The organism is Pantoea eucrina (genome assembly GCF_002095385.1).
Lineage (GTDB): Bacteria > Pseudomonadota > Gammaproteobacteria > Enterobacterales > Enterobacteriaceae > Pantoea > Pantoea eucrina.
In genome coordinates this window covers 22,996-38,991 of record NZ_MIPP01000005.1, presented here as the reverse complement: position 1 = coordinate 38,991, position 15,996 = coordinate 22,996, and the positions used below count along the sequence as shown (strand labels likewise).

At 57.4% G+C, this 15,996-nt stretch carries 14 protein-coding genes and 2 pseudogenes; 13 read left to right on the top strand and 3 right to left on the bottom strand.

Features of this window, described 5'->3' with window-relative positions:
* Nucleotides 1-17: 17 nt before the first annotated feature.
* A complete protein-coding gene (gene hemA, locus HA43_RS04195) occupies nucleotides 18-1,274 on the bottom strand; it encodes a glutamyl-tRNA reductase (RefSeq protein WP_071668905.1) in 1,257 nt (418 codons plus the stop codon).
* A 215-nt stretch (nucleotides 1,275-1,489) separates the two neighbouring features.
* Here hemA and lolB point away from each other — a divergent pair, with 215 nt between their 5' ends.
* The 4 genes and pseudogenes from lolB (at nucleotide 1,490) to HA43_RS04175 (ending at nucleotide 5,451) form a co-directional block, all read left to right on the top strand.
* Nucleotides 1,490-2,116: a lipoprotein insertase outer membrane protein LolB gene (gene lolB / locus HA43_RS04190; RefSeq protein WP_094111053.1), complete on the top strand. Its 627-nt coding sequence runs from the start codon at nucleotides 1,490-1,492 to the stop codon at nucleotides 2,114-2,116.
* Nucleotides 2,113-2,969: pseudogene (ispE, locus tag HA43_RS04185) on the top strand (4-(cytidine 5'-diphospho)-2-C-methyl-D-erythritol kinase). Before lolB ends, ispE begins: the two are co-directional and overlap by 4 nt.
* A 136-nt stretch (nucleotides 2,970-3,105) precedes the next feature.
* Nucleotides 3,106-4,053 (top strand): ribose-phosphate diphosphokinase, encoded by a 948-nt coding sequence (prs, locus tag HA43_RS04180; RefSeq protein ID WP_104085358.1) that lies wholly within the window; start codon nucleotides 3,106-3,108, stop codon nucleotides 4,051-4,053.
* Between the two features lie 225 nt (nucleotides 4,054-4,278).
* Nucleotides 4,279-5,451 (top strand): GGDEF domain-containing protein, encoded by a 1,173-nt coding sequence (locus tag HA43_RS04175; protein WP_094111052.1) that lies wholly within the window; start codon nucleotides 4,279-4,281, stop codon nucleotides 5,449-5,451.
* Here HA43_RS04175 and ychH read toward each other — a convergent pair.
* Entirely contained in the window at nucleotides 5,448-5,723 is a 276-nt protein-coding gene (gene ychH / locus HA43_RS04170) for a stress-induced protein YchH (RefSeq protein ID WP_094111051.1), read from the bottom strand. The genes HA43_RS04175 and ychH overlap by 4 nt on opposite strands.
* Nucleotides 5,724-5,985: 262 nt before the next feature.
* Here ychH and pth point away from each other — a divergent pair, with 262 nt between their 5' ends.
* From pth to HA43_RS04125, 9 genes and pseudogenes are all read left to right on the top strand, one after another.
* On the top strand, nucleotides 5,986-6,573 hold the full coding sequence (pth, locus tag HA43_RS04165) for an aminoacyl-tRNA hydrolase (protein WP_039384967.1): 588 nt from the start codon (nucleotides 5,986-5,988) through the stop codon (nucleotides 6,571-6,573).
* 109 nt (nucleotides 6,574-6,682) lie between these two features.
* On the top strand, nucleotides 6,683-7,774 hold the full coding sequence (gene ychF, locus HA43_RS04160) for a redox-regulated ATPase YchF (protein WP_039384969.1): 1,092 nt from the start codon (nucleotides 6,683-6,685) through the stop codon (nucleotides 7,772-7,774).
* Between the two features lie 214 nt (nucleotides 7,775-7,988).
* A pseudogene (gene eitA, locus HA43_RS04155) lies at nucleotides 7,989-8,986 on the top strand (siderophore ABC transporter substrate-binding protein EitA).
* A gap of 35 nt (nucleotides 8,987-9,021) precedes the next feature.
* Complete coding sequence (locus HA43_RS04150; protein ID WP_369826786.1) at nucleotides 9,022-10,026, top strand: FecCD family ABC transporter permease; 1,005 nt, start codon at nucleotides 9,022-9,024, stop codon at nucleotides 10,024-10,026.
* Nucleotides 10,023-10,784 (top strand): siderophore ABC transporter ATP-binding protein EitC, encoded by a 762-nt coding sequence (gene eitC, locus HA43_RS04145; protein ID WP_039384982.1) that lies wholly within the window; start codon nucleotides 10,023-10,025, stop codon nucleotides 10,782-10,784. Before HA43_RS04150 ends, eitC begins: the two co-directional genes overlap by 4 nt.
* A gap of 11 nt (nucleotides 10,785-10,795) precedes the next feature.
* On the top strand, nucleotides 10,796-12,022 hold the full coding sequence (locus HA43_RS04140; RefSeq protein WP_094111050.1) for an MDR family MFS transporter: 1,227 nt from the start codon (nucleotides 10,796-10,798) through the stop codon (nucleotides 12,020-12,022).
* A 190-nt stretch (nucleotides 12,023-12,212) separates the two neighbouring features.
* Nucleotides 12,213-12,974 (top strand): basic amino acid ABC transporter substrate-binding protein, encoded by a 762-nt coding sequence (locus HA43_RS04135; protein WP_071668910.1) that lies wholly within the window; start codon nucleotides 12,213-12,215, stop codon nucleotides 12,972-12,974.
* A 45-nt stretch (nucleotides 12,975-13,019) separates the two neighbouring features.
* Nucleotides 13,020-13,784: an amino acid ABC transporter permease gene (locus tag HA43_RS04130; RefSeq protein WP_039384993.1), complete on the top strand. Its 765-nt coding sequence runs from the start codon at nucleotides 13,020-13,022 to the stop codon at nucleotides 13,782-13,784.
* Complete coding sequence (locus HA43_RS04125; RefSeq protein WP_094111097.1) at nucleotides 13,771-14,496, top strand: amino acid ABC transporter ATP-binding protein; 726 nt, start codon at nucleotides 13,771-13,773, stop codon at nucleotides 14,494-14,496. Before HA43_RS04130 ends, HA43_RS04125 begins: the two co-directional genes overlap by 14 nt.
* Nucleotides 14,497-14,558: 62 nt before the next feature.
* Here HA43_RS04125 and phoA read toward each other — a convergent pair whose 3' ends face one another.
* A complete protein-coding gene (phoA, locus tag HA43_RS04120) occupies nucleotides 14,559-15,965 on the bottom strand; it encodes an alkaline phosphatase (protein WP_094111049.1) in 1,407 nt (468 codons plus the stop codon).
* Nucleotides 15,966-15,996: the final 31 nt, after the last annotated feature.

Below are 15,996 nucleotides of genomic sequence, written 5' to 3'. Positions count from 1 at the left end.
GGTCGTGACAGCGGAGATTACTCTAAACCGAGGCTGTCGCGTAAGATCTGCAGGCGTTCGCCATCGCCATCGCGGGCGGCCTGCTGAAGTGATTTGGTTGGCGCATGGATCAGGCGGTTGGTGAGTTTATGTGCCAGCTCCTGCAGCACTTTTTCTGCGTCTGCTCCCTGCCGCAGCGCAGCCAGCGCGCGCTCCTGCAGTTCAGCGCGCACCTGCTCTGCCTGCATGCGGTATTCACGGATCGATTCGCCGGCGCTTTGCGCGCGCAGCCACGCCATAAACTCTCCGCTCTCCTGCACGACAATGCTTTCCGCCTGCAGGGCTGCCGCTTTACGCTGCGCCATATTCTGCTCAATGATCGCCTGCAGATCGTCGACGCTGTAGAGGTAGGCGTTGGGCAGCTTGCCCACTTCAGGCTCAACGTCGCGCGGTACGGCGATATCCACCAGCAGCATCGGCTGATTACGTCGCGCTTTCAGCGCACGCTCCACCATGCCTTTACCAATAATTGGCAGCTGGCTGGCGGTAGAGGAGATAATGATATCAGCTTCAGAAAGACGGGTTTCAATCTCAGCGAGGTTGATCACCTCGGCACCCACCTCGTCAGCCAGCAGCTGAGCACGTTCGCGGGTGCGGTTCGCGATCATCAGTTTTTTTACGCTGTGCTCGCGCAAATGGCGTGCGACCAGCTCAATGGTTTCGCCCGCCCCGACCAGCAGCACATTAACGGTGCTGAGCGACTCAAATATCTGCCGCGCCAGCGAGCAGGCGGCAAACGCAACAGAGACCGCGCTGGCGCCGATTTCGGTTTCGGTCCGCACGCGCTTGGCCACGGAGAAGGTTTTCTGGAACATACGCTCCAGCTCGCTGGTCAGCGCCCGGTCGCGTGAGGAGTCAGCATGCGCCTTTTTCACCTGGCCGAGGATTTGCGGCTCACCCAGTACCAGCGAATCGAGGCCGCTGGCTACGCGCATCAGATGGCTGACCGCAGCGTTATCCTGATGCCAGTAAAGGCTGTTGCGCACGTCCGCTTCCGGCAAATTATGATAATCACATAGCCAGCGTACCAGCTTCTCCTGCAAATCCGCCTGCTGCTCTACACTGAGGTAGAGTTCGGTGCGGTTACAGGTAGAGAGTACCACTCCGCTCTGTACCATTGGCTGCGACAGCAGGCTGTTTAGCGCCTGGTCAAGCGTGTCCGGCGTAAACGACACGCGTTCACGCAGAGCGACAGGAGCAGTTTTGTGATTGATTCCGAGTGCCAGGAGCGTCATGTGATTGCGGCTGGGAAGTCCCATTGATTGTCTGGTTTTGTGAAGCGCATTCTACAAGATGCGGCAGATCATGGAAAGCCATACAAAGACTATGACAGTGATAAGATTAAACTGATCGTGCGCAATTTTCCGCTGGCCGGCATTGACGGTTCTAAGGCGGGCAGTTAGCGTTATCGGTTACGAATTAAAAACGTGTCTGAGGAGATGACCACGTGATGCCATTGCCCACGCGCAAACTGTTGCGCCTTTTACCCCTTGCCAGCGTTCTGCTGGCGGCCTGCAGCATCAACAAACCGCAGCAGGGCGCGGGGCCCGCTACCACCGCACCGCAGTGGCAACAGCACCAGCAGCAGGTAGCCGGTATCAGCCATTATCAGACGCGCGGCGCCTTTGCTTATCTGTCCGATAAACAGAAGGTCTACGCCCGCTTCAACTGGCAGCAGAGCGCCCCTGACCGCTATCGTCTGCTGCTGACCAACCCGCTGGGCAGCACCGAACTGCAGCTGGATGCGCAGGGCTCCGTGGTGCAGATTGTTGACAACAAGGGCAAGCGCTACACCAGCAACGATGCTGAGAAAATGATTTCGCAGCTCACGGGCATGGATATTCCGCTGGCCAACCTGCGGCAGTGGATGATGGGTCTGCCGGGCGATGCCACCGATTATCAGCTCAATAATAGCTACCAGCTGAAAAGCCTGAGCTACAGCCGCAACGGCCAGCAGTGGCACGTCGCTATCGGCGACTACGACACGAAAGTCACGCCCTCTCTGCCCGCTAATCTGGAGCTGACCGAAGGTGACCAGCGTATCAAACTGCGTATGGATAGCTGGACCCTGCAATGATGACCACCTGGCCCGCTCCGGCAAAACTTAATCTGTTTCTCTACATTACCGGCCAGCGCGCTGACGGCTACCACAATCTGCAAACGCTGTTTCAGTTTCTTGATGCCGGCGATACGCTGGAGATGACGCCGGACCGCAGCGGGCGCATCAGCCTGCTGACGCCGCTGGCCGGCGTGGCGGACGCTGACAATCTGATTGTACGCGCGGCGCTGGCGCTGAAGCAGGCGGCGGTGGCAAAAGGCACGCTTGACGATCGCGCGGGCGCGCAGATTGCGCTGGAAAAAAAACTGCCGATGGGCGGCGGGCTGGGCGGCGGCTCCTCGGATGCCGCCACGGTGCTGGTGGCGCTGAACCACCTGTGGCAGTGCAGGCTGAGCACAGATGAACTGGCTGCGCTTGGCGTCACGCTGGGTGCCGATGTGCCGGTGTTTGTGCGCGGCCACGCTGCGTTTGCCGAAGCGTCGGGGAGCTGCTGCAGCCCGCCTCGCCGCCAGAAAAGTGGTATCTGGTGGCGCATCCGGGCGTGAGTATCGCCACGCCCGATATCTTCCGCGATCCCGATCTGACGCGCAATTCACCGATACGCACATTAGATGAACTGTTGAGCCTGCCTTTTCACAATGATTGTGAAGCTGTGGCAAGAAAACGTTTTCGTGAGGTTGATGCGCTGCTTTCCTGGCTGCTAGAATACGCGCCGTCGCGCCTGACCGGGACCGGCGCTTGCGTGTTTGCTGAATTTGACACCGAGTCCGACGCTCGTCAGGTGCTGGAGCTTGCCCCGAAATGGATTCGCGGATTTGTGGCGCGCGGGCTTAACCTCTCGCCGTTGCAGCAAACCCTTTCCGGGCTTTAAGCGTTTACGTGACCGTATTACCCGTTCCAGATACGGCACGTTGCGCATTAACACACCGTATGAACAGGCTCAAACATATTCGCCGGTTATGTTTGAGCGGTTCATTCTCTGGACGTCCAAGCCTGAGGTTCTTCTCGTGCCTGATATGAAGCTATTTGCTGGTAACGCCACCCCGGAACTAGCACAACGTATTGCCAACCGCCTTTACACCAGCCTCGGAGACGCCGCTGTCGGTCGTTTCAGCGACGGCGAAGTAAGTGTACAGATTAACGAAAATGTACGCGGTGGCGATATTTTCATCATCCAGTCCACCTGTGCCCCCACCAACGATAATCTGATGGAGCTGGTTGTGATGGTCGACGCGCTGCGTCGGGCTTCTGCTGGTCGAATTACCGCTGTTATCCCCTATTTCGGTTATGCCCGTCAGGATCGCCGCGTGCGCTCAGCGCGTGTACCGATCACCGCTAAAGTGGTGGCTGACTTCCTCTCCAGCGTCGGCGTGGATCGCGTGCTGACCGTTGATCTGCATGCCGAACAGATTCAGGGCTTCTTTGATGTGCCGGTAGACAACGTCTTCGGCAGCCCGATTCTGCTGGAAGATATGCTGCAGCTTGGCCTGGAAAACCCTATCGTGGTTTCCCCGGATATTGGTGGTGTGGTGCGCGCCCGCGCAATTGCCAAACTGCTTAATGACACGGATATGGCTATCATCGACAAACGTCGCCCGCGCGCGAATGTTTCTCAGGTTATGCATATTATTGGTGATGTCGCAGGCCGTGACTGCGTGCTGGTCGACGATATGATCGACACCGGCGGTACGCTGTGCAAAGCGGCTGAAGCACTGAAAGAGCGTGGTGCCAAGCGCGTATTCGCGTATGCCACCCACCCTATCTTCTCAGGCAACGCGGTTGAAAATCTGCGCAAGTCCGTGATTGATGAAGTGATTGTTTGCGATACCATCCCGCTCTCGGAAGAGATGAAAGCGCTGCCAAACGTGCGCACGCTGACGCTTTCCGGCATGCTGGCTGAAGCTATTCGTCGTATCAGTAACGAAGAATCTATCTCTGCTATGTTTGAACATTAATTGTTCACGCTTAACCGGGCCTCGCGCCCGGTTTTTTATGCTTATCCGCTTCCTCCTGCCTTGCTGAAGCTGCTTTTTCCCGCGCGCTTCGCCCGATAAATTTTCAGTCTGTGCACTATTTCCCCTGCCTTCTGCTCTTTTTCACTTTCGCGCTGTCCGGCACTTCAGCAGCCCCGGAAATAGTGCTATTTTCAGCTCCACTTTTTTCCGGGAACGCCCACTGCCATGACGCTCGATATTTATACGCTGTTTGTTTGCGAGCTTTATGTGCTGGGGTTTCTGAGCATCATTATGATATTTGCCTGGGTCGGCGCTCAGTACGATCGCGTGCTGGGCTTTACCACGCTGACCCTGATACTGACGCTGTGCGCGGTGTTTCTCAGCAGCCTGCGCAGTGCCGGCCTGCAGTTTCTTCCGGTTGCGCTGGGCAATGTCATAGTTATGCTGGCTTACGGTACGCTGCTGTGCGCATTTCGTACTTTCTGTAAACGACCCGCTGGCCTGCTGTGGCCCGGTGGCGCGCTGCTCTGGGCGCTGCTTTGCCTGCTGCCCGCTTTCTATCACAGTCAGCCACTGCGGGTGCTGGTGCTCTGCCTGCTCTGCATACTCTACACCGCAGCGTTTATCACTCTGCTGTGGCGCGCGCGCAGCATGCTGAAAGTGACGTTCTGGCCTGCGCAGACGCTGCTGTGGATCCATCTCGGCTTTCATCTTGCGCGGATTTTTCTCGATGACGCCGTGGCCAGCCGCCTGCCGGGCGCCATTGGCGGCTCGGGTTTCTCGATTTACGTGATCCTTGAGTCGATTCTGTTTGTGATTGGCCTGACCTTTACCCTGCTGGCGATGGTGAATGAACGGTCGCAGGTGGCGCACAGGCTGGCGTCACTGCGCGATCCGCTGACCGGCACATGGAACCGGCGCGCGCTGTTTGAGCAGGCGGATAATGTGCTGCTGCGGCGGGCCAGAGTCTCCTCTGCCGCCGGGTTTAGCGCGGTGCTGTTCGATCTTGACCATTTTAAGAGTATTAACGACCGCTACGGCCACCTGCAGGGTGACCGGGTGTTAATCGACTTTTGTCAGATAGCTGAGGCGCAAATGCCGGCAGAAAGCTATTTCGCCCGGCTCGGCGGCGAGGAGTTTGCCGCGCTGGTGACAGGCGACAGTGCACAGGTGCAGCGCGTGTGCGAAGCTATTCGCGTGGCAACGCAGCGGTCGCAGCCGGCCGGCATCGGTTATACCGTCAGCATTGGCTATGCGCCGGCCGATCCGACCGTCAGTCAGTTTCCGGCGCTGCTGGCGCTGGCTGATGAAGCGCTCTATCGCGCGAAAGCCCACGGCCGCAACCGGACAGAATGCTACGTTGCCCGGCCACAGCCAATTACTGAAATGGCGATTTAATGTGGCGTATGGTTACGACGACAGCGGACGTCGCCATGGTGACGATGCCAGTAGTAACGATCTTCAATCTTCTCGCGACCACTGACGCGGGCGCCCGCCAGCCACAACAGTGCCCCGATAAATATGCCAAACATGGCTCCGCTGGCCAGCAGAGGCGGCATATTCACTGACGGCAGCTGATTGACTACGGATGAGGCGACGCCTGCAACCATGGTCAGCAGTCCCAGACACATCAGGCTATTGCCTATAACGCGGCATTGATGACGTTTCATGAATCACCTCCATCCTTATGAGCAAAGTAAAAAACCGCACATAACGTTAACCTGTCATAAGTTTAGGCAATGATAGCGGGACATTTTGCGCCCAGGATCACACAACACAATGTGCAAATGACAAAAATTTACCTGCAGCATCTTGTTTTATATAGAAATTGACTAATCACACCCTGACACTACTTTTGCCTGACAATCTTTGTCATCCCTCTCAGCAGACAGTAAACTAGCCACCTTTCTGCAGGAGAACAGGATAACTATTGTGAGCAGCATTAAACTGATTGTGGGACTGGCAAATCCCGGTGCCGAATATGCGGCGACGCGTCATAACGCCGGCGCGTGGTATCTGGATCTGCTGGCCAGCCGCCATAATCAGGCGCTAAAAGAGGAGCCTAAATTCTTTGGCTATACGGCGCGCCTGGCTCTGGCCGGGAATGATGTGCGGCTGCTGGTGCCGACCACCTATATGAATCTCAGTGGTAAAGCGGTGGCGGCAATGGCCACGTTTTACCGCATTACGCCTGAAGAGATTCTGGTGGCGCATGATGAGATGGATCTGCCGCCGGGCGTTGCCAAATTTAAACAGGGCGGCGGGCACGGCGGGCATAACGGCCTGAAAGACATTATCAGCAAGCTGGGTAACAACAATAATTTTCACCGTTTACGCGTAGGCATCGGTCATCCTGGCGATCGCAACAAGGTGACCGGATTTGTGCTGGGGAAACCGCCGGCCAGCGAGCAGAAGCTGATTGATGACGCGGTTGATGAAGCGGTGCGCTGCACGGAGCTGTGGCTGAAAGAGGATAAGATTAAAGCGATGAATCGTCTGCACGCTTTCAAAGCGGGCTAAGGCAATTCCCGCGCCGCGCCGGGCAATTCTGTGTATAATGCGCGAAATTTTTTGAATCAGGCGTACCGCCCGGCGGTGTGCCACCCTCAGTGAGAAAGGTAATCAGATCATGGGATTTAAATGCGGTATCGTGGGCCTGCCAAACGTTGGTAAATCTACCCTGTTTAACGCGCTGACCAAAGCGGGTATCGAAGCAGCGAACTTTCCGTTCTGCACCATCGAGCCAAACACTGGCGTAGTACCGATGCCCGATCTGCGCCTCGATCAGCTGAGCGAGATTGTTAAACCCCAGCGCGTGGTGCCTACCACCATGGAGTTCGTGGATATTGCCGGACTGGTAAAAGGCGCATCGAAAGGCGAAGGCCTCGGCAACCAGTTTCTGACCAACATCCGTGAAACTGAAGCGATTGGTCACGTAGTGCGCTGCTTTGAGAATGAGAACATTATTCACGTCTCAGGCAAAGTTAACCCGGCGGAGGATATTGATATCATCAATACTGAGCTGGCGCTTTCTGACCTTGATACCTGTGAGCGCGCCATCCAGCGCTGCCAGAAAAAAGCCAAAGGCGGTGATAAAGACGCGAAAGCGGAGCTGGCTGCGCTGGAGAAGTGCCTGCCACACCTGGAAAACGCCGGTATGCTGCGCGCCCTGAAGCTGGACGCTGATGAAAAAGCCGCTATTCGCTACCTGAGCTTCCTGACGCTGAAGCCCACCATGTACATCGCCAACGTCAATGAAGATGGCTTTGAGAACAACCCGTACCTTGACCAGGTACGCGCTATTGCTGAAGCAGAAGGCTCGGTAGTGGTGCCGGTGTGTGCTGCCGTTGAATCTGACATCGCTGAGCTGGATGATGAAGAGCGCGATGAGTTTATGGCTGAGCTGGGTCTGGAAGAGCCAGGTCTGAACCGCGTGATCCGCGCCGGTTACGCGCTGCTGAACCTGCAGACTTACTTCACCGCTGGCGTTAAAGAAGTGCGCGCCTGGACCATCCCGGTAGGCGCCACTGCCCCACAGGCCGCCGGTAAAATTCACACCGATTTTGAAAAAGGTTTTATTCGCGCGCAGACCATCGCCTTTGATGACTTCATCACCTATAAAGGTGAGCAGGGTGCCAAAGAAGCGGGCAAAATGCGTTCCGAAGGCAAAGAGTATATCGTTAAAGATGGCGATGTGATGAACTTCCTGTTCAACGTCTGATGACCCCGGCTGGTTCGCGGGATCACCGTTAATCTCGCGAAGCTAAGCAACTGCTTTCAAATCCACGCTCTGGCGTGGATTTTTTTATGGCGGCTTATGCCATTACCGTCAGGCAGTCACCGGCGATAGCCAACCGTTGATAATGTAATTCATTATCATTATTATCGCGGGCATAAACTTTACGGATTAGCGCTTTTAAACAAGAAAGGGTTAGATGAAAAACGTCATTTGTGCATTTGCTTTACTGTTTACTGCCGCCAGTCAAGTCGCTGCTGCCCCCTACCCGCTGACCATCGAAAACTGTGGCTATAAAGAGACGTTTACCAAGCGCCGGAGCGCGTGGTTGCGCTGGGACAGAACACCACGGAGATCCTGCTGCTGCTCGGGCTGCAGGATAAGATTGTTGCCAGCGCTTTCTGGCCGACAAAAGTGCTGCCGCAGCTGGCGAAGCAGAACGCCGGAATCAAAACGCTGACCGTGGAGATCCCGACGCTGGAATCGATTCTGGCGCAAAACCCGGACTTTGTACCGGCGCAGGCGCCGCTGCTGCTCGGTCCGGAAAGCAAGGTCGCAAAGCGTGAAGATTTTGCCACGCTGGGGCTGAACAGCTATATGTCGCCCGGCATGTGCGCCACCAAAAAAGGCGCGGGTGATATGTACGGCAGTCGTCAGAAATTGTGGGACATGACTTATCTGTATCAAGAGATTGACGATTTCTCACGTATCTTCAATGTGGAAGATCGCGGTCAGGCGCTGATTGCGGATTTCAGACAGCGTGAAGCCGCACTGCGTGAAACCTTCAGTAAAAACAAGCGTAACCTCTCTTTTGTCTTCTGGTTCTCCAGCTCCTCCCCTGCGGCAGACGCCTATGTGGGCGGCAAAAACAGCGCTTCCGGTTTCATTGCCAGCGTGCTGGGCGGGCATAACGCCATTACTACCGAGACCGAGTGGCCTACCGTGGGCTGGGAGAGCATTATTGCTGCCAACCCGGATGTGATTGTTGTCTCCAGCCTCGATCGTAACCGCTGGACGCTGGACAGCGCCGAAGAGAAGATTAAATTCCTTAAGAGCGACCCGGCGGTAAGCCAGCTGGATGCGGTGAAAAAAGGGCATATCGTGGTCATGGATGGCCAGGCGATGAACCCGACTATCCGCACCATCTACGGCGCGGAGCAGGTGGCAGAGCAGCTGCGTAAGCTGGGGCTGAATTAATGCCCTCCGCTGTTACCGCCGTGCGGCAGACGCTGATGCTCAGCGTGACCACAGCAGCGGCGCTGCTGCTTCTGACCCTGGTCATTGCGCTGGGGATCAGCGTGGGCGAACTCCCGGTGCCGCTCAGAAGCGTGTTTTACGCGTTCAGCAACCGTCTGGGCCTGACGGCAGAGCCGCTCAATCGAATTTATGAGAGCGTGATCTGGGACTTCCGGCTTAGCCGGGCGCTGGTTGCCGCCTGCTGCGGCGCGGGTCTCGCCATCTGCGGCGCGGTGCTGCAGAGCCTGCTGAAAAACGCGCTGGCGGAGCCTTACGTGCTGGGCGTATCGGCGGGCGCCTCTACCGGCGCGGTGGCCATTGTTATTCTGGGTCTCGGCACCGGCGCTGTTTCGCTCTCGGCGGGGGCGTTTGCCGGCGCCTTTGCCGCGTTTGCGTTTGTCGCTTTTCTCACTAAGGGCGCGCGCAGCGGCAATGAACGCACCATCCTCGCCGGCGTCGCGGCCTCTCAGCTGTTTAATGCCGTGACCGCCTACACCATCAGCACGTCAGCCAGCGCCCAGCAGGCGCGTGACGTGATGTTCTGGTTACTGGGCAGTTTTAGCGGCGTGCGCTGGCCGGAATTTCAGCTGGTGCTGATTGTGGTGCTGCTGGGGCTGGCGATCTGTCTCTGGTACGCGCGCGCGCTGGATGCGTTTACCTTTGGTGATGATGCCGCCGCGTCGCTGGGTATCGCCGTACCGCGGGTGCGCCTGATCCTGTTTACCACTACCGCACTGATCACCGCCACCATTGTCAGCATGGCCGGCTCGATCGGCTTTGTCGGCCTGGTTGTGCCGCACGTGATGCGCTTTTTCTTCGGCCCGCTGCATCGCACCCTGCTGCTCGCGTGCGCGCTGGCGGGAGCGATTCTGATGGTGCTGGCGGATATCGCCTCGCGCCTGCTGATTGCGCCGCAAAGCCTGCCGGTAGGCGTGGTTACTGCGCTGGTCGGCGTTCCTTTCTTCGCCATCATCATTTACCGCTCAGGAAATAAACCATGAGTATTTGCGCTGAAAACATTACGTGGAAAGTGGGCAGGAAAGTCATTGTTAATGATGTCTCGCTGAACGTAGCGCGCGGAGAGACCGTGGGCCTGCTGGGGCCAAACGGCTCCGGTAAATCGTCGCTGCTGCGCGTGCTGGCGGGCCTGCGGCGTCCGCATGCAGGACAGGTCACGCTGGATGGCAACGATATCCGCTTTATCGCCAAAAAAGCGCTGGCGCGCCGGGTGGCCTTTGTTGAGCAGCACGGGATGACGGAGGCCAATATGCGCGTGCGCGACGTGGTGAAACTGGGACGTATTCCGCATCACTCCCCTTTCTCCAGCTGGAGTGCGCAGGATGACGCCGCGGTGCTGGCGGCGCTGCAGCGCGTGGATATGGTAGAGAAAAGTGAACAGGGCTGGCAGAGCCTCTCCGGGGGTGAGCGGCAGCGGGTGCATATTGCGCGGGCGCTGGCGCAGATGCCGAGCGAAATTCTGCTGGACGAGCCGACCAACCACCTCGATATTCATCACCAGATGCAGTTAATGAAACTGATCAGCGAACTGCCGGTGACCAGCATCGTCGCAATACACGATCTCAATCACGCCTCGATGTTTTGCGATACGCTGATTGTGATGCAGCAGGGAGAGATTGTTGCCACCGGCACGCCGCAGGCGATTCTGAATGAGGATCTGCTGTGGGATGTTTTCCGCGTGCGGGCAAAAATTGAAAACTCCCCTTACCACAGCGGTAAACACATTCACTATATCGCCTGACGGAAACCTTCATGTCTGTGCCCCGGCCCGCCACGCGGCTCTGGCTGCCTCTGCTGCCGGGCTGCCAGTTTATTTTCAACCTTGGCTTTTACGCCGTGGTGCCTTTCCTGGCCATTTTTTTGCGCGACGATCTGGCGCTCTCAGGCACGCTTGTCGGGCTGATACTGGGACTGCGCACCTTCTGTCAGCAGGGTATGTTTCTGCTCGGCGGCGCGCTCTCCGATCGCTTTGGTGCCCGGCGTGTGGTGCTGGCAGGCTGCATAGTGCGTATCAGCGGCTATCTGCTGCTGGCAGGCGGTGAATCTTTAACGCCGGTTATCATGGGTGCCTGTCTGACCGGTATTGGCGGCGCGCTGTTTTCGCCCTCTATTGAAGCGCTGCTGGCGAAAGCGGGTACGCAGAGTGAAGCTGAAGGTAAACGCAGCCGGGCAGAGTGGTTCGCCCTGTTTGCCGTCTGCGGTGAACTGGGTGCCGTTATCGGTCCGGCCGCGGGCGCGCTGCTGACCGGCTACGGTTTTCGCCAGATCGCCTATGCCGGCGCGGCGGTATTTGTACTGGCGATGATTGTGCTCTTTTTCACCCTGCCCGCCGCGCCAGTACGCCGCGCTTCGCTGCAGATCGTGCCGTGGTGGCGCACCTTTCACCAGCCGCGCTTTGTAGCATTTATTATCGCTTACAGCAGTTGGCTGCTGAGCTATAACCAGCTCTATCTGGCCTTGCCGGTGGAGATCCAGCGCGCCGGCGGTCAGGAGAGCGATCTGGCGCCGCTGTTTATGCTGGCCTCGCTGCTGATCATTACGCTGCAGCTGCCGCTGGCGCGTCTCGCCCGCCACACCGGCGCGGCGCGGGTTGTGCCGTGGGGCTTTGCGCTGATTACCGTGGCATTTCTCAGCGTAGCGCTGTGTGCTGATGCTACTCCCGCCGCAGGCTGGCTACGCCTGCTGCCCGCAGCAGCTTTTGTCACGCTGCTGACGCTGGGACAGATGCTGCTGGTGCCGGCGGCAAAAGACCTGGTGCCGTGGTTTGCGGAGCCGTCATCGCTAGGCGCGCACTATGGCGCCCTGGCCACTGCCGGTGGCGTGGCGGTATTGCTGGGTAACGTCCTGCTGGGAGGCGTGCTGGAACAGGCGCGCGAACCCTCAGAGGCGGCACGGCTGCCGTGGCTACTGCTGGCGCTGTTTCCTCTCGCCAGCGCGATTGCCATGCGCATTATCTGTGCGCCATTGCGCAAAGCGTGACCTGCGGCCGGACGCGCTGCTCTCCTGCGTTCCGCACTGTGCCACAACGGGCGGATGCCCCCCTTCACGCTTTGATGAATATTGTCCTCAGCGCTGACTATTCCGCTTGCCAGAGCATGCAGCAATGTGTATTTTTATGCATTAAATTTGCATAAATTACGCACCTTGTCCCTTCTCCAGGAGAATCACTATGTTTACCCGTTCAGCCCTGCTGGGCTTAGTGCTGGCACTGTCAGCCACGGCGGCGCAGGCCGTTACCTATGTTGTCGGCTCTGGCGGCACTTACCGTCCGTTCGAATTTGAAAACGCGCAGAAGCAGCTGGAAGGGTTTGATATCGACATTATCAAGGCCGTCGCCAAAGCGGAAAATTTTGATATTAAGCTGGTCAATACCCCGTGGGAAGGCATCTTTGCCACACTCAATTCGGGCGATCGCGACATCATTATCTCCGGCATTACCATCACCGATAAGCGCAAACAGATGGTGGATTTCTCCGCGCCCTACTTCCCGGCTGAACAGGCTATTGTGGTACCGGAAACCGCCAGCGTATCGTCACTGGCGTCGCTGAAGAACCTGAACGTAGGCGTGGTGAACTCCAGTACCGGCGATATCGTGGTCTCCGATGTGCTGGGCAAAAACAGCACGGCGATTAAACGTTTTGATAATACGCCGCTGATGCTGCAGGAGCTGTATGAAGATGGTATTGGCGCGGCCGTGGGGGATGTTGGCGTGGTGAAATACTACATAAAAACGCATCCGGAAAAGCAGTTCAAACTGGTTTCTGATAACAAGTTTGAGCGCCAGTATTTCGGCATCGCGGTAGCAAAAGGCAACGATGAATTACGCAGCAAGATCAACGCCGGCCTGCAAAAAATCATTGCCGACGGCACCTATGCGAAAATTTACGCGACCTGGTTCGACAGCAACGTTCCTGCTCTTCCCGCGCAGTAATTTTCCCGTCGCCGCGCGCTCGCGCGGCACAATAAGGACGTTTTTATGACTGGCTTCCGCTGGGAAATCATCGGGGAATATATGCCGCTGTTTATCGACGGCGCGATGATGACCCTCAAATGCACGCTTATCTGTGTGATCACGGGCACCCTGTGGGGCCTGACGCTAGGCTTAGGCCGCCTGGCGTCGGCGCCGCACGGCCCGTGGAAATATATACTGCATTACGGCATTCAGTGGCCGGTGCGCATCTATATCAGCGCTTTTCGCGGCACGCCGCTGTTCGTGCAGATTATGGTCGTGCACTTTGCGCTGATCCCGCTATTTATCAATCCGCGCGACGGCGTGCTGGTGGCGAACGGCATTATGCCGGCAGAGTTTGCCCGCGAGCTGCGCGCCAACTATGGCGCTTTTCTTTCCTGCGTTGTGGCCATCACTCTTAATGCAGGCGCTTACGTATCAGAGATTTTTCGCGCCGGGATCCAGTCGATCGATCGCGGCCAGATGGAAGCGTCGCGATCGCTCGGCATGCCATATGGTCGCACTATGCGCAGAGTGATCCTGCCGCAGGCGTTTCGCCGCATGCTGCCGCCGCTCGGCAACAACGCGATCGCTATTGTTAAGGATTCATCGCTGGCGTCAGCGATCGGCCTCGCCGATCTGGCGTATGCTGCCCGTACGGTTTCAGGCGCCTATGCGACTTACTGGGAGCCCTATCTGGTGATTTCGCTGGTGTACTGGGTATTCACCTTCCTGCTGTCGCTGCTGGTTCGTTACATGGAAAAGAGGTTTGGCAAAAGTGATCCACGTTGAAAACTTGCAGAAAAACTTTGGTGAAAACCAGGTGCTGAACGGCATCAGCTGTGACATTCCGGCGCAGGAAGTATTGTGCGTTATCGGTCCGTCCGGCTCCGGTAAAAGCACCTTCCTGCGCTGCCTGAACGGGCTTGAAAGCATTGACGGCGGTCGCGTGGTGGTGAACGGGTTTGAGGTACAGGATCCCAAAACCCGCATCAATACGCTGCGTCAACACGTGGGTATGGTGTTTCAGCGCTTCAATCTGTTCCCGCACATGACCGTGCTGGAAAACCTGATTATGGCGCCGATGGATGTGCGCAAACTGTCGCGCCAGCAGGCCACAGAACAGGCTAAAGCGCTGCTGGAGAAGGTGGGCTTAACCGATAAGATGCACGCCTGGCCAAACAGCTTATCCGGCGGCCAGCAGCAGCGCGTTGCTATTGCACGGGCGCTGGCGATGGAGCCGGAGATCATGCTGTTCGATGAGCCGACCTCCGCGCTCGACCCTGAGCTGGTCGGCGAGGTGCTGAGCGTCATGAAAATGCTGGCGCAGGAAGGCATGACCATGGTGATTGTCACGCATGAAATGGGGTTTGCGCGCGAAGTGGCAGATCGCGTGATGTTTATGGATCAGGGGATCATTCAGGAGCTGGACACGCCGGATGTGCTGTTCACCCGGCCGCAAAATCCGCGTACTCAGGCGTTTCTCAGCAAAGTGCTGGGGTGATGCTGCTCCGGTAATAACAAAAATCCACGCCGCAGCGTGGATTTTTTCTGTCTGCTATCCGCTTATTTAAGCGCCAGCGCATTTTTTAGCGTGAAGAACAGATCGGTCTGATCGGTCAGCCCCACCACGTTTGCCGCGTGCGGTCCGTAAGCAGCAATGCGCAGCTGAGCACCGGTATGCTCCTGCGAATCCTCTTCCGAGTTGCCGTAGCTGATGGTCATTACCGCACCATCTTTTGTGTTCAGCGCCTGGGTCAGGCCCGGCGCTTTGGTGCCGTTCTCAACAATCTGACTGCTGTGCGCGTGGTCGGCGGTGACCACCACCAGCGTATCGCCATGTTCGCGGGCATAGGCCAGCGCCACCTGGACCGCTTCGTCGAGATCGACCGTTTCGCCAATCTGGCCGCACGGATTAGCCGCGTGATCCTGTTTATCGATTGAAGCGCCCTCGACCTGCAGGAAGAACCCTTTCTCATTTTTGCTCAGCAGGTCGATCGCTTTTGTTGTCATCTGCGCCAGCGTCGGCACCGATGCCGGACGATCCTGATTAACCTCACAGGTCACCACCGGTTTATCGATGTTGCCATGATAACTGGCTTTGGGACCCTGCCAGCGCACCGGCATATTGCCCGGCGCAAACAGCCCCAGCAGAGGCTGCTGCTGGGTGGCCTGCTGTACCGCGTTCATTGCGTCCAGGTTTTCTACCAGCTGATAGCCGCGCGCCTGCGCCTGCTCATACAGCGTTTTGCCTTTATAGTCGCCTGCTTTAGCCACCTCGTTAAAGCTCTTTGCACCGCCGCCCAGGACCACATCCGGCCGGGTCAGCAGCATTTGCTCGGTAATTGAGCCGCGGCCGCCCTGTTCTAAGGCGTTGCCCGGGCAGAGTTCGCTGGTTTTCTCCGGGCCGTAGCATTTGCGTGAGGTAACATGCGCCATCAGTGCCGCTGGCGTAGCATCCTGCAGTTCGGCAGTAGAGACATTACCCGTTGCTTTGCCGGCCGCTTTAGCCAGCTCAAGCAGCGTGATTTGATCCTTGCCATTGACGTCGACGCCAATCGCCCCGTTATAGGATTTGGTGCCTGTAGCCCACGCGGTGGCGGACGCGGCAGAGTCAGTGACGTAAGAGGGTTTATGCGTTTTTTTATCCAGCGAATAGTGCGTGTACTGCCCGGTAAGCGGAAGCGCATCAATACCGGCAAAAAAGCCGCCCGCTCCCACTGCAAGGTTACGTGCCGCGGTGATCTCAGAGTCACCCATGCCGTCGCCGATCAGTAAAATGACATTTTTCGCCGTCTGATTACTCAGCGAGGCTTTCAGCGCCTCAGTCTGATCGCTGCTCAGCCGACGCGCGCCACCATGCTGCGTCAAATCGCCAGTTGCTGCTCTATTGTATGTTGTAACATCTGCCACCGCGGAGGTGGCAATCAGCGAAGCCAGCAGTGAAACCGTCAGCAGAGGTAAGTGTTTCATTCTTCAGCATCCTTATCAGTGAGACAACCCG

Excerpts from the sequence above, each read along its gene's own strand:
- hemA (WP_071668905.1), bottom strand. The coding sequence starts at position 1,274 with ATGACGCTCCTGGCACTCGGAATCAATCACAAAACTGCTCCTGTCGCT.
- HA43_RS04140 (WP_094111050.1), top strand. The coding sequence starts at position 10,796 with ATGTCTGTGCCCCGGCCCGCCACGCGGCTCTGGCTGCCTCTGCTGCCG.
- HA43_RS04135 (WP_071668910.1), top strand. The coding sequence starts at position 12,213 with ATGTTTACCCGTTCAGCCCTGCTGGGCTTAGTGCTGGCACTGTCAGCC.
- ychF (WP_039384969.1), top strand. The coding sequence starts at position 6,683 with ATGGGATTTAAATGCGGTATCGTGGGCCTGCCAAACGTTGGTAAATCT.
- lolB (WP_094111053.1), top strand. The coding sequence starts at position 1,490 with ATGCCATTGCCCACGCGCAAACTGTTGCGCCTTTTACCCCTTGCCAGC.
- ychH (WP_094111051.1), bottom strand. The coding sequence starts at position 5,723 with ATGAAACGTCATCAATGCCGCGTTATAGGCAATAGCCTGATGTGTCTG.
- HA43_RS04150 (WP_369826786.1), top strand. The coding sequence starts at position 9,022 with ATGCTCAGCGTGACCACAGCAGCGGCGCTGCTGCTTCTGACCCTGGTC.
- eitC (WP_039384982.1), top strand. The coding sequence starts at position 10,023 with ATGAGTATTTGCGCTGAAAACATTACGTGGAAAGTGGGCAGGAAAGTC.
- phoA (WP_094111049.1), bottom strand. The coding sequence starts at position 15,965 with ATGAAACACTTACCTCTGCTGACGGTTTCACTGCTGGCTTCGCTGATT.
- HA43_RS04130 (WP_039384993.1), top strand. The coding sequence starts at position 13,020 with ATGACTGGCTTCCGCTGGGAAATCATCGGGGAATATATGCCGCTGTTT.
- HA43_RS04175 (WP_094111052.1), top strand. The coding sequence starts at position 4,279 with ATGACGCTCGATATTTATACGCTGTTTGTTTGCGAGCTTTATGTGCTG.